The 11,757-nt window shown below is 71.1% G+C and carries 13 protein-coding genes; 7 read left to right on the plus strand and 6 right to left on the minus strand.

The features are described 5' to 3' along the window. Positions 1 to 25: 25 nt before the first annotated feature. From JYK18_RS23185 to JYK18_RS23205, 5 genes are all read right to left on the minus strand, one after another. Positions 26 to 508: a YbaB/EbfC family nucleoid-associated protein gene (locus JYK18_RS23185; protein ID WP_206804604.1), complete on the minus strand. Its 483-nt coding sequence runs from the start codon at positions 506 to 508 to the stop codon at positions 26 to 28. Between the two features lie 19 nt (positions 509 to 527). Then, the gene (locus JYK18_RS23190; RefSeq protein ID WP_206804605.1) at positions 528 to 1,562 is read right to left on the minus strand and encodes a hypothetical protein; all 1,035 of its coding nucleotides are present in this window, start codon (positions 1,560 to 1,562) and stop codon (positions 528 to 530) included. Between the two features lie 7 nt (positions 1,563 to 1,569). Then, complete coding sequence (locus JYK18_RS23195) at positions 1,570 to 1,947, minus strand: hypothetical protein (RefSeq protein WP_206804606.1); 378 nt, start codon at positions 1,945 to 1,947, stop codon at positions 1,570 to 1,572. Positions 1,948 to 2,021: 74 nt separating this feature from the next. Continuing rightward, on the minus strand, positions 2,022 to 3,530 hold the full coding sequence (gene asnB / locus JYK18_RS23200; protein ID WP_206804607.1) for an asparagine synthase (glutamine-hydrolyzing): 1,509 nt from the start codon (positions 3,528 to 3,530) through the stop codon (positions 2,022 to 2,024). A gap of 31 nt (positions 3,531 to 3,561) precedes the next feature. Beyond that, complete coding sequence (locus JYK18_RS23205) at positions 3,562 to 4,125, minus strand: hypothetical protein (RefSeq protein WP_206804608.1); 564 nt, start codon at positions 4,123 to 4,125, stop codon at positions 3,562 to 3,564. 86 nt (positions 4,126 to 4,211) lie between these two features. Here JYK18_RS23205 and JYK18_RS23210 point away from each other — a divergent pair, with 86 nt between their 5' ends. The 3 genes from JYK18_RS23210 (at position 4,212) to JYK18_RS23220 (ending at position 6,233) form a co-directional block, all read left to right on the plus strand. Next, entirely contained in the window at positions 4,212 to 4,571 is a 360-nt protein-coding gene (locus JYK18_RS23210; protein ID WP_206804610.1) for a hypothetical protein, read from the plus strand. A 355-nt stretch (positions 4,572 to 4,926) separates the two neighbouring features. Next, positions 4,927 to 5,490, plus strand: coding sequence for a hypothetical protein (locus tag JYK18_RS23215; RefSeq protein WP_206804612.1), 564 nt, complete (start codon positions 4,927 to 4,929; stop codon positions 5,488 to 5,490). Further along, positions 5,487 to 6,233 carry a hypothetical protein gene (locus JYK18_RS23220; protein WP_206804613.1) on the plus strand — a complete coding sequence of 249 codons (747 nt, stop codon included), beginning with the start codon at positions 5,487 to 5,489 and terminating at the stop codon, positions 6,231 to 6,233. The genes JYK18_RS23215 and JYK18_RS23220 overlap by 4 nt, the downstream gene beginning before the upstream one ends. A gap of 83 nt (positions 6,234 to 6,316) precedes the next feature. Here JYK18_RS23220 and JYK18_RS23225 read toward each other — a convergent pair whose 3' ends face one another. Further along, positions 6,317 to 7,447, minus strand: coding sequence for an ROK family transcriptional regulator (locus JYK18_RS23225; protein ID WP_206804614.1), 1,131 nt, complete (start codon positions 7,445 to 7,447; stop codon positions 6,317 to 6,319). Between the two features lie 96 nt (positions 7,448 to 7,543). Here JYK18_RS23225 and xylA point away from each other — a divergent pair, with 96 nt between their 5' ends. Genes xylA through JYK18_RS23245 form a run of 4 tightly spaced genes read left to right on the plus strand, consistent with a single transcriptional unit; the run spans position 7,544 to position 11,711 of the window. Continuing rightward, the gene (gene xylA, locus JYK18_RS23230) at positions 7,544 to 8,713 is read left to right on the plus strand and encodes a xylose isomerase (protein WP_206804615.1); all 1,170 of its coding nucleotides are present in this window, start codon (positions 7,544 to 7,546) and stop codon (positions 8,711 to 8,713) included. A gap of 21 nt (positions 8,714 to 8,734) precedes the next feature. Continuing rightward, positions 8,735 to 9,670 (plus strand): phosphotransferase family protein, encoded by a 936-nt coding sequence (locus JYK18_RS23235; protein ID WP_206804616.1) that lies wholly within the window; start codon positions 8,735 to 8,737, stop codon positions 9,668 to 9,670. A 36-nt stretch (positions 9,671 to 9,706) separates the two neighbouring features. Next, positions 9,707 to 10,561 carry a hypothetical protein gene (locus JYK18_RS23240; RefSeq protein WP_206804617.1) on the plus strand — a complete coding sequence of 285 codons (855 nt, stop codon included), beginning with the start codon at positions 9,707 to 9,709 and terminating at the stop codon, positions 10,559 to 10,561. Between the two features lie 37 nt (positions 10,562 to 10,598). Further along, positions 10,599 to 11,711: a hypothetical protein gene (locus JYK18_RS23245; RefSeq protein ID WP_206804618.1), complete on the plus strand. Its 1,113-nt coding sequence runs from the start codon at positions 10,599 to 10,601 to the stop codon at positions 11,709 to 11,711. Positions 11,712 to 11,757: the final 46 nt, after the last annotated feature.

Here is an 11,757-nt window from a genome sequence, read left to right on the forward strand (position 1 = left end):
ACGCTAACCCGGGAGGCCGCGCCCGTCACCAGGAAGGATCGAACCGGACGCCCTTCTCGTAGAACTCGTCGTCCGATTCGGGCTCGGCCCGCTTCTCCGGCTCACGCCACGAACCGGAGCGGTCGCGCCGCAGGTCCTTCTCCTTGGCACCGGCTTCGGGCGCGGTCGTGGCGGGCTCGAACTTGAGCCGCCAGCGCAGCCGGTCGGTCACGTACCCGGCGTTGCCCATCGGGGCGAGCAGTTCGGCGCTGCGCTTGGCCGACTCGCGCTGGGCCTGCGCGTAGGTGCGCAGGACCAGGTCCGCGAGCTGGTCCGGCGGCAGCTTCGCCGCCCCGGCGGACAGCGCCAGCCTGGTCATCACCCCGTCGGTGTTGACCGACAGGCTGACCGTGCCGTCCGGTGAACCGCCCTCCACCGACAGCTCCTGCAGCGACTTGACGATCGCCGCCCGGTCCGCCTTCGCCGGTGCCTTCTGCGGCGGCTTCGGCGGCTTCGGCCGGTCGGTCATGCGCGGTCCACCTCCCGCCTCAGGTTAGCGGAGCCGGGCTGCCCGCGGAGCTGTCCACCTTGCCGTCCGGGGCGATGTCCACGCCCGCGTCGCGCACGGTGCGCTCGCGGTCCTTGTCCAGCCGTTCGGTCTCGAAGTCGTCCGGGTTGAACGACGAACCGGGGCTGACGTCCGGCGGCGGCGGGATCGCGGGAAGGTCCTCGGCCTCGATGTCGATCTGCTTGGCCAGGTCGTCCATCGCCTCGATCATGCCGTCGCGGAGCTTGTCGGTGTTCTCGAAGAAGCTCCCGACCAGCTCGAAGATGCTGTCGCCGGTGATCTCCGCGGCGTTGGCGATGGTCGCGCTGATCGCCGAGCCCGCCACGTTGCCCGCGATGATCGCGCCCTTGGCGGTGGCCGAGAGCACCGCCGCGCCCGCGGCCGCGCCCGCCCCGGCGGTGGCCACGGTGAGCAGCCCGGCCACCGCGCCGGCGAAGGCCGCGCCGAGCACCTTGAGCCCGGCCGACTCGCTCTTGCGCTCCTGGTCCTCGCGGTACTTCTCGGCGACCGCCTTGAACGACTCGCCGAGCTTGCTCAGGTCACCCCTGGCCGAGGCGATCGCCTCGCGCGCGGCCACCACGTCGCTCTCCAGCACGGTGATCTTCGTGCCGACTCGGTCGAAGGTGTGGGCCAGGTTGTTGATGTAGGCCTTGACGTCGTTGGCCGCGTCCCCGCGCCAGTGCTCCAGCCGCTTCTCCGCCTGGTCCAGCTCCGACTTGGAGTTGTCGATCAGCGCCTTCCAGATCTTGTCCTGCTCGTTGATCAGCGCCTGCAGGCCGGATTCGGAGTCGCGCTCGATGTCGGCGGCGGAGAACTCGCGGTAGACGCTCGCCACCTGCTTGCGCCAGTCCTCGACCTGCTCCTCCGGCATCCACAGCTCGGTCCAGCGCAGGATGTCGAGCGCGTCGAGCGCGTCGTTGGCACCGTCGAGCAGATCGGCGCTGATGCCCTCGAGGTGGGCGTCGCGGTTGTTCTCGTAGGAGGTGGTCTCCACCGCGCCGAAGTAGTCGTCCACGCCCGCCTCAGCTTTCGTCCAGCACGGCGGCGGCGCGCTGCAGCCGGGTGCGCGAGTCTTCGTCGGCCCGCTCGTACAGCTCGGCGACGGTGGTCAGGGCGCGGCTCGAGTCCAGCGTGCTCTGGTGCAGTTCGGCGAGCATCTTCTCGACCTTGGCGCGGTGGTTCTCGTAGGCGCGGGCCACCGCCTGCATGCCCAGCGAGTGCCCGAAGGCGTTGTCCACCGGGATCAGGCCGGAGATGTCGAAGATGCTCTCCCGGGGCGGGGCCACCGGGACGTCCTGCTGGTGCTCGCTGTCCCTGGCGGCGCCGGCCGCGTCAGCCGCGGCCGCCAGGTGGGCACTGGACGCACGGAGGTCGTCCAGGTCCGTCTCGAATCCGATCATGGCGTGCATACAAGCACCGGCAACCCGGCTCAACCCGGGAAAATCCGGGTTGAGTGGGATAGCTCACCGATCGATCAGGTGGTCGCGAACAAACCCAGGGTCGACCCGGGACGAATGCCATCGAGCTCCTTGCGCCAAATGGCGTAGAAGCCGGCCTCCTCTTTGGACCGGAGCTCGACGCCGTCGGCGTCGGCGACCTCCGGGGCCGCGTGCACCGCTTGCTCCAGCACGTCCTTCGCGCCCGAGCCGTCGCCGAACTGTTCCTTGCCGCGCCGCAGGATCTCCTCCGGCAGCCAGCCTTCGAAGGCGTCGCGGAGCAGTTTCTTGGCCTCGCGCCCGGGAGCGAGCATCTTGTGCTCCGGCGGGATGGACAGCGCCAGCCCGATCACGTCGCGGTCGAGGAAGGGCACCCGCGCCTCCATGCCGAAGGCCATCGTGGTGCGGTCGCAGCGCTGGAGGTTCAGGTGGTGCAGTTCGTTGACCGTGCGCACCAGTTCGGCCTGCAGCGCGTCGGGATTGGTGAACGGTTCCTCGTGGTAGTAGTCGTACCCGGCGAACAGCTCGTCGGCGCCTTCCCCGGTGAGCACGGCGTGCACGCGCTTCGAGGCGTACTCGGCGAGCAGCAGGTTCGGCACCGCGCTGCGCACCAGCGACGGGTCGAAGTGCTCGATCGCGCGCACCGCCTTGGGCAGCGCGGCCACCGCGTCCTCGGCGGTCATCACGATCTCGTGGTGCTCGGTGCCGAGGTGGTCGGCGACCACCCTGGCGGCGGCCAGGTCGGAGCTGCCGGGCGCGCCGATGGCGAAGGTGGGCAGCGGCTGGTGGTGGCGCAGCGCGTACTCGGCGGCGACCGCGGCCACGATCGCCGAGTCGAGCCCGCCGGAGAGGAACACGCCGATGCCGACGTCGCTCATCATCCGGTTCTCCACCGCGGTGACCACCGTCTCGCGCACCGACTTGAGCAGGTCCTCGCCCCACACACCGGGCTCTTCGGCGCGGTGCGCGGGCCGGAGCACGGCGGGCACCGCGTCGGCGAAGCGCACCAGCCCGCCGGCCGGACTCCAGCAGCAGCCCGGCGGGAAGCTCTCCACCAGCGGGCGGTCGGCCTCGTCGAACGCACGCAGCTCGCTGGCGAACAGCGTCACGTCGGGCCTGCGCACCCAGTACAGCGGCTTCACGCCCACCGCGTCGCGGGCGACGAGGAACTCCTCGTCGTCGGTCATGAACGCGAGCGCGAACATGCCGCGCAGCCGGGCCAGCCCGGCCGGGCCGTCCACGATCAGCGCGTGCAGCGCGGCCTCGCTGTCCGAGCCGGTTTCGAACAGCTCGTGGCCGAGGTCCTCGCGGATGTGCCGGTGGTTGTAGATCTCGCCGTTGGCCACCAGGTGGGTGGTGCCACCGGAATCGCTCATCGGCTGGGCGCCGCCGTCGACGTCCATAATGGACAATCGTTGGTGGCCGAGCCAGATCCGGCCCCGGTGGATCTCCCCGGTGTCGTCCGGACCTCGATGTTTGATGCGGGAGAGCATCTCCCGGCAGAGTTGGGTATCGACTTCACCGACCGCAGCGACAATTCCGCACACCGTGCTGTACCTCCCGGGTCGGCAGCCAAGTCTAATTGGCAGTTGGTGAATTCGCCGGGTCCGACCGGGTCGGACGTGACGCAACGTACAAACTCCCGGCGAGCAGGGTCAGCCCCGAGAGCACCCCGCTGACGATCGGCGTCCAGGCGACCGCCGAGGTCAGGGCCATGATCAACCCGGCAAGCCCGTAGGCGGTGAGCAGGTAGGCCGGGACCAGGATGCTGCGCTGCCGCCAGAGGGAAGCGAACGGGATGAAGTGGATGCCGACCACGAAGGCGACCCAGGCGACTCCGGTCTGTGGTGGTGCGTCGAGCAGGCGGAGCACCGCCGACCCCGCGGCGAACAGCACCAGCTCGCCGACGACCACGAGCCAGTACTTGACGCCGAACCAGCTCGCGCCCCGGTCCGCGGGCGAGGGCGGGGCGGCCACTCCGCGCCGGAGGGCCACCACGGCCATGATCAGGTAGGAGGCCAGCGCGAGACCGGCCAGTGCGCGGACGATCAGACCGAACGTAGGATTGAGCGGTTCGTTGGCGTTCACCATGACGAACACGGTCCCGAAAACGGCGGCGATGAGCCCGCCCAGAATTGGCATGGCGCGACGGTACTCGGCGGCCCGGGGGCAAGTTAGGGTGAACGCCCAGTGACGCCTTTCGACGGGGAAGGCGAAGGGAGACGGCCATGGCAGGGAGTCCGAAGTTCGGGCGGATCGACCCCCTCTGCTGGGTGGTCGTCGTCCCCATGGTGGCCGTTTCGGTCGTTTTGATCGTGTTTGTCGGGCTTACCGACGTCGGTATCGGCCTGGCCGTGCTCGCGGTGTTACTGCTCGTGTTCGATTCGTGGTCCAACCGCCCCCGCCCGGAGCTGGAGGACGACGATCGAGGGCGCCCGGCGCCGCGCACCCCGCCCCCGGCCAACCGCCAGCGCCCGGCGCAGCAGCGCCAGCGCTCGCCCCAGCAGCGTCAGCCGCAGCAACGCCAGGGGCAGCAGCGGGCCCAGCGCCCGCAACAGCGCCCCCAGCGCCGCGACGTCCGGCGGTAGCGGCGCACCTTCGTCGACGAGCTGATCTGCCCCTTGGCGGGCAGAATCGACGGCGTGCAGAGCAAGCTGACCCAGGCCACGCGCGACCATGTCGGCACAGAGGGTGACGACATGCCCAGAGGACTACCCGATGGGGATTGACTACCGGGGTCTCGGCTTCGACCCCACCCCAGGCAACCCGGACGCGATATCGGCCGCCGCCGAACGCTGCGTTCGCGAGGCAAGCCACCCGCCCTCGCCCGGCGCCATCACCCGGTCGTCCGGCCATCGGCTGGCTGCCCCTGCCGCGGGTTGGCCCGGTGATGGCGCCGGATCGTCCGGCGAGCGACGGGCCCCTGCCCCGGGGTGGGCTGGAGTGTCCGCTGCGCAGCTCACCGCACCCGAACCGGGCTGGTCGGGCGGGGCCACCGCCAAGGCGTTGCGGTCGACCGCCACCATCCTCGACGAATGGGCGGCCACCCTCCGCGCCAACCGCCGCCGTGCGGAGCAGCTGGACCAGCGCGCCCTCCGCCTCAAGCGCGCCCTCCTCACCGCCTCCGACGAGGTCGACACCGCGACGGTGACCGCCCAGTTCAGCACCGCGCCCGGCGTGGAGGCCGACCGCCGCGCAGCCATGGCACGCCACGAACAGCTCACCCGCGAACTGGAACGCGTACTGGAATCCGCCCACCTGCTCGAGCGCGACCACCTCGCCGAGGCCGAACGCATCGCCGGACGACTGCGCACTGTGGACGGTGACCACACCGAGGCCACCGCCAGGATCCCCGACCGGGCCGAGTTGTTCACCGAACTGGGTGACGCGCTGGACGCGCAGTCCGCGGTCGCCGCCGCGCTGGCCGCCGCGGTGCTGCGCCCGTCGCCGGGTGGGGCCGTGCCGGAGTTCGCCGCCGGGACGTTCGCCGCGGCACTCGCCCGATGAAGCTGGGCTCGGTCCCCGGGATCACCTCGGTGTCCCTGCGCTCGCTCGAGCAGACCACCGCCGAGTTGCGCAAGCTGATCGCCCGCCTGCGGAAGCCCGATCCCGCGCTGGAGGCAGCCGCGGTGCAGGCCGCCGAGCTGGCGCACGAGTACGCCGCCGCGGTGCGGGCCGCCATGCGGGCGCATGAGCGCGCTGCCGTGGTGCGGGTCGCTGAGGTGGCGCAAGAGCGGGCTGCCGTGGTGCAGGCCGCTGAGGTGGCGCATGAGCAGGCTGCCGTGGTGCGGGCCGCTGAGGTGGCGCAAGAGCGGGCTGCCGTGGTGCGGGCCGCCATGCGGGCGCATGAGCAGGCTGCCGTGGTGCGGGCCGCCGAGGTGGCGCACGAGCAAGCCGCCGTGCTGCTCGCGCTGGTCGAGCACCCCGCCGCCGATCCGGGCCTCCTGGTCGGCGGGGTCGTCCCGGCGCCCACGGCAAACGCCGCCGAGCTGCGGTGCTTTCTCGCCGACGCGGGCGGCCCCGGCATCCGCGAGGTCACCCAGGCCGAGACGGCCCGCGGCTACCCGGTGGTGCTCACCGAGCGCATCCTGCCCGGCGGCGCCCAGCTGCAGGCCGTGGTGCTCGACCGCGCCGGCGCGCGAGCCGCGCTGTTCACCCTGCATTCCCCGTCCGGGCGCGGCTGGACCGACCTCGCCGCGGTGGCCGGCCGCTTGGTCACCAGCGTGGATTTCACCGCGCGCGTTCCCTGACCTCGGGCTCATTTTTGACACGGGTGCGGCAACCGTAATACGGCGTATTACGCTACCGACACCCGTGTCAAAAACGAGCGCGGTCAGGCCGAGGGCGCGGCGATGATGCCGCGGATCACCGAGGCGGCCGCACCCCGGACGGCCGCCCCCGTTCCCAGCGGCGAGCGCACCAGATCCACCGGCGACCAGGCCGAGCTGGCCACCCGCCGGTCCAGTTCGGCCAGTAGGGGTTCGCGCAACCACGGCTCCAGCCGGGCGTAGGTACCGCCGAGCACCACGGCGGGCACGTCCACCAGGTTGACCACAGTGGACAGTCCGATGCCGAGCCAGCGCGCGGCTTCCCGCACCGCGGCCACGGCGGTGCCGGTCCCAGCCTCCAACTGGGCGATCAGTTCGTCGACCGACGCGGTTTCGGACAGGCGCAGGATTTCCTCCTGTCCCGCCATCCGCTCCAGGCAGCCGTTCGCGCCGCACGAGCACGGGGGTCCCTGCGGATCCACCGGCAGGTGGCCGATTTCCCCGCCCAGCCCGCGCACGCCTTCGAACAACGACCGGCCGAGCACCAGACCGGCGCCGATGCCGATCTCCCCGGAGACGTGCACGAAGTCCGGCAGGCCCGAACCGTGCCAGAGTTCGGCGAGCGCGGCGAAGTTCGCCTCGTTCCCGACCGAGAAGGTGCCGCCGAGCTTCGCGGGCAGGTCGACGTCGTGCCAGCCGAGGTTGGGGGCCAGGCGCACCACGCCGGTGGTCGACTCGACCAGGCCCGGCACCGCGATGCCCACGCCACCCACCGGCACGCCCAGCGCGTCGGCCTCCTTGCGCGCCGAGGCCAGGAATTCCTTGGTACGGCGGAAAACTCGCGGGGTGCGGTTGTCGGCGAAGCGGACCCGCTCGGCCCGCACCGCGCCGGTCAGGTCGACCAGGCAGTAGGCCAGGTAGTCCACGCCGATCTCCACGCCGAGCCCGTGCGGACCCGCGGGGGACAGGGAGACCACGGTTCCGCGTCGGCCCGGCCCGTCGCGCTGCTCGGGGGCGCCCTCGGCGACCAGTCCGGCGGCGATCAGCGCGTCCACCACGCTGGACACCGTCGCCTTGGTCAGACCGGTGGCCGCGGCCAGTCCCGCGCGGGAAACCCCGGGGCCGTCGGCGATCGCGCGCAGCACGAGCGCGGAGTTGTGCTGGCGCACGGTGTGCTGTCCGGCGGGCCCGATCATCGGGCGATTGTATTCGTTCGATGGCTGAACGAAAGCCTTGACCCGGCCGAGCCCACGCGGATAAGTTCAGGCATCAAACTTATTCATGGAGGCGTGATGACGCAGGCACCGACGCGCGAGGACAAGTTCAGCTTCGGGCTGTGGACGGTGGGCTGGCCGGCGAACGACATGTTCGGCCCGGCCAGCCGGGCGCCGCTGGACGCGGTGGAGGCCGTGCACCGCCTGTCCGACCTCGGGGCCTGGGGCATCACCTTCCACGACGACGACCTGATCCCGTTCGGCTCGGCCGACGACGAGCGCGACCGGCGGATCAAGCGGTTCCAGGCGGCGCTGGCCGAGACCGGCATGGTGGTTCCCACGGTCACCACCAACCTGTTCAGCCACCCCGTCTTCAAGGACGGCGCGCTGACCAGCAACGACCGCTCGGTCCGGCGGTTCGCGCTGCGCAAGGTCATGCGCAACATGGAGCTGGCCGCCGAGCTGGGGGCGTCCACCTACGTGCTCTGGGGCGGCCGCGAAGGCTCCGAGACCGAAGCCGCCAAGGACGTCAAGGCGGCGATGGACCGGTACCGCGAAGGCGTGGATTTCCTCGCGCAGTACGTGCTCGACCAGAACCTCGGCCTGCGGCTGGCGCTCGAGCCGAAGCCGAACGAGCCGCGGGGTGACATCCTGCTGCCCACCATCGGCCACGCGCTGGCGTTCATCTCCACCCTGCAGAACCACGAGATCGTCGGCGTCAACCCGGAGGTCGGCCACGAGCAGATGGCCGGGCTGAACGTGGTGCACGGCTTCGGGCAGGCGCTGTGGCAGGGCAAGCTGTTCCACATCGACCTCAACGGCCAGCGCGGCCCCCGGTTCGACCAGGACCTGGTCTTCGGCCACGGTGACGTGCTGCCCTCGTTCTTCCTGGTCGACCTGCTCGAACACGGCGGCTACGACGGCCCCCGCCACTTCGACTACAAGCCGCTGCGCACGGAGAACATGGACGGGGTGTGGGAGAGCGCCGCGGCGAACATGCGCAGCTACCTCATCTTCGCCGAGCGTTCGCGTGCCTTCCGCGCCGATCCCGAGGTGCAGGAGGCGCTGGCCGCCTCGCTGGTGCCGGAGCTGGCCGTGCCCACGCTGAACGATGGCGAAACCGCCGCCGACCTGCTCGCCGACCGGTCATCCTTCGAGGACTTCGACGCGGACAAGGCGGCCGAGCGGAACTACGGCTTCGTCCGGCTCGCCCAGCTCGCGCTCGACCATCTCACCGGAGCGCGCTGACCGCTCACGTAGGGTAGGCGGATGCTCTCACCCGAGGATCTCGCCGCCCGTACCGAACGAGCGACCCGCGCCGCGGCCGACGCGGCGCGGGAACTCGGCGTGGTGGTCACCGAGCCCAGGGTCATCTACGACGTGTTCTCCGTCGTGGTGGTCCTCGACCCTTCACCGGTGATCGCCAGGGTGCCGACCGTGCTGCCGCGGTCGGTCACGCCGGAGCAGCAGAAGTCCTTCCAGCGCAACGAACTCGACGTCACCCGGTGGCTGGCCGGGCGCGGCGAGCCGACCGTGGTGCCGAGTCCGCTGGTGCCCGCCGAGCCGGTGCAGCGCGACGGGTTCGGCATCACCTTCTGGGAGCTGATCGAAGGCGTCACCGAGCCCGAACTGGAGACCGGCCCGCGGTTCGCGCTCACCGCGCGGCTGCACTCGGTGCTCCGCGAGTACCCCGGCGATCCGGGGTTCCTGGCGATGATGGACGGCTTCCTCGACGACGCGCTGGAGCAGCTGGACGGCCGCGCCGACCTGCTGCCGCCCGAGGACCTGGACCGGGCGCGCCGGGAGTGGGCGGTGTTCGCCCCGCTGCTCGCCTCGGAGGAGGCCTTCCTGGCCGAGTTCCCGGACGCCGACCTGCAGGTGGTGCACGGTGACGCGCCGTACTACAACCTGATCGAGACACCCGGCCGGGTGTACTTCTCGGACTTCGAGCACGTCACCCGCGGGCCGGTCGAATGGGACCTCGCCGCGATCGGGGACGAGGGCGTCGCCGCCTACGACGCCGAAGCCGCCAAGTTCGGCCTGCGACCGGTCGACCCGCGGTTGCTGCGGGTCATGGAAGCCCTGCGCAACCTGCAGATCGTCGGCTGCCTGCCGATGGTGCCGGAGCTGCCGCTGCTGGCCGACGGGCTCAAACCGGTGATCGAGCACTGGCGGTCCACCGAGTTCGCCGGCGGGCTCGGCTGACCGTTCCGTTCAAGACCGGCGCGCGACACTCGGAGCATGACCACCACCTCCGAATTCATCGCCACCCGGGCCAGGCTGCTCGACCGGCGCCGGTACGAACTGCTCTTCGAAGGCGGCTCGGCGGACGTGGCACTGGCCGCGCTGGCCGGCTACCGCAATCCGGACGGCGGCTACGGTTCCGGCCTGGAGCCCGACCTGCGGTCGCGGACCAGCCAGCCGGTGAGCGCGCTGCACGCCTTCGAAGTGTTCGAGGAGACCGGATCCGCGCCCGAGGCGCACGGCCTGTGCGACTGGCTCGACTCGATCACCCTGGCCGACGGCGGGTTGCCGTTCGCCCTGCCGCTCGACGATCCGGCGGGCTGCGCGCCGTTCTTCCTCTCCGCCGATCCCACCGAGTCCTCTTTGCACATGACCGCCATGCTCGCCGGGATCGCACACCGCGTCGCGCGGCACGACCCGAAACTGCGCGAGCACCCCTGGCTCACCACCGCGACGGAGTACTCGCTGCGGCGGATCCGGGAGCTCGACGGCGCCGGGCACGCGCTGGAATTCCGGTACTCGCTGCAGTTCCTCGCGGCGATCTCGGCGGAGGACGAGCTGAAGCGGCTCGGCGCCTTCATCCCGGCCACCGGCTCGCTGGCGGTCGAAGGCGGTACCGAGGGCGAGGCGATGCGCCCGCTCGACTTCGCGCCGGAACCCGGGCCGCTGCGGCAGTTCTTCCCGGCCGAGGTGATCGAGGCGGAACTCGACGAGCTCGAAGCGTCGCGGTTGCCGGACGGTGGCTGGGCGGTCGACTGGAACAGCTTCTCCACGGCGGGCACCCACGAATGGTTCGGCTGGGCGACCGTCCGGGCGGCCAAGATCCTGCGGGCCAACGGGCGCGGAAAATAGGTTTCGCCACCGCGGCGGCGGGTGCCACGGTGGCCCGATGACCGATCGCACGTTGATCAACTTCTTCTACGCGCATCCGATCGGGCACGCGGTGGAGGCGCTGTACTACGCGAACGGCCATCACGCGGCGCGGCCGGACCGGGAGATCGCGGTGGTGCTCAACGCGACCACCGCGGTGGAGTTCGCCGACTACTGCCCGTTCGTCTCGGCGAAGTACGCGATGGATCATTCCTTTGTGGACCCCGACCCCGACTCCGCGGCCCGGCTGGCGGCGCTGCCGCGCGAATGGGACCACGTGATCGAGGATTCCCGGCGGTACCAGGACTTCCAGCTGCAGATGTTCCCTGGCATGCGCGACTACTACGCCGCGGCCGACGAACACCTGATCGCGCGCACGAAGCGCACCTTCGTCGGCGACCGGCGGGTCGGGTACCTGCCCCGGCAGCACCTGCGCTTCGAACTCCCCGAGGCGGTGCGCCGCGAGCGACGGCCCCGGATCGCGGTGCTGCCGAGCGGATCGAGCGAGCCGGAGCTGTACCCGTCGGCCGGTTCGTGGCTGCTGATCCTGGACGCGCTGGCCGAGGCGCATCCCGAGGCGGAGATCGTGCTGCTCGGCAAGACCCGGTACGACGGGCGGACCACCTCGGGCTTCGGGGAGCGCGGCCTTCGGGAACTGCTCGCGCACCGGTCGAACCCGGTGAACGCGGTCGATGTCCCGCTGGTCGAACAACTGGCCCTGGTCCAAGCGAGTGATGTTTTCGTCTCGCCGCATACCGGGTTCGGCATGGCCGTGCTGGCCGTTGGCACGCCGTGGCTGACGATCTCCGGCGGACGCTGGTTCGAGTACTTCTTCACCGGGGTCCCGTTCCGTTCGGTCATCCCGGACACCGGGCGTTTTCCCAGCTACAGCCAGTTCGACCCGGCCGTGGTGACCGAGGACGACGAGGGCCCGCGGACCCCGTCGATGAGCCGGGCCCGCATCGAAGGCGACCTCGATCGCATCGTCGGCGCGGCCGGGGAACTGATCCGCGGCGAGGTGGGGTACGAGCAGGCCCTGCGCGAGTACTTCCCGGCGTTGCTCGCCGCGCACGGCGGGGACGCTTCGGGACTCTGGTCCATCGATGGCGTACACCTGGACTACCTCGGTTAGCATGCCGGAGGCTTGGGAGCGCTCCCAATCCTCCATCCCTGCAGAC

This window comes from Amycolatopsis sp. 195334CR (assembly GCF_017309385.1).
Taxonomy (GTDB): Bacteria; Actinomycetota; Actinomycetes; order Mycobacteriales; family Pseudonocardiaceae; genus Amycolatopsis.

Bases quoted from the DNA above. Each gene is read 5' to 3' on its own strand.
- JYK18_RS23185 (WP_206804604.1), bottom strand. From the start codon at position 508: ATGACCGACCGGCCGAAGCCGCCGAAGCCGCCGCAGAAGGCACCGGCG.
- JYK18_RS23195 (WP_206804606.1), bottom strand. From the start codon at position 1,947: ATGATCGGATTCGAGACGGACCTGGACGACCTCCGTGCGTCCAGTGCC.
- JYK18_RS23205 (WP_206804608.1), bottom strand. From the start codon at position 4,125: ATGCCAATTCTGGGCGGGCTCATCGCCGCCGTTTTCGGGACCGTGTTC.
- JYK18_RS23210 (WP_206804610.1), top strand. From the start codon at position 4,212: ATGGCAGGGAGTCCGAAGTTCGGGCGGATCGACCCCCTCTGCTGGGTG.
- JYK18_RS23220 (WP_206804613.1), top strand. From the start codon at position 5,487: ATGAAGCTGGGCTCGGTCCCCGGGATCACCTCGGTGTCCCTGCGCTCG.
- JYK18_RS23225 (WP_206804614.1), bottom strand. From the start codon at position 7,447: ATGATCGGGCCCGCCGGACAGCACACCGTGCGCCAGCACAACTCCGCG.
- xylA (WP_206804615.1), top strand. From the start codon at position 7,544: ATGACGCAGGCACCGACGCGCGAGGACAAGTTCAGCTTCGGGCTGTGG.
- JYK18_RS23235 (WP_206804616.1), top strand. From the start codon at position 8,735: ATGCTCTCACCCGAGGATCTCGCCGCCCGTACCGAACGAGCGACCCGC.
- JYK18_RS23240 (WP_206804617.1), top strand. From the start codon at position 9,707: ATGACCACCACCTCCGAATTCATCGCCACCCGGGCCAGGCTGCTCGAC.
- JYK18_RS23245 (WP_206804618.1), top strand. From the start codon at position 10,599: ATGACCGATCGCACGTTGATCAACTTCTTCTACGCGCATCCGATCGGG.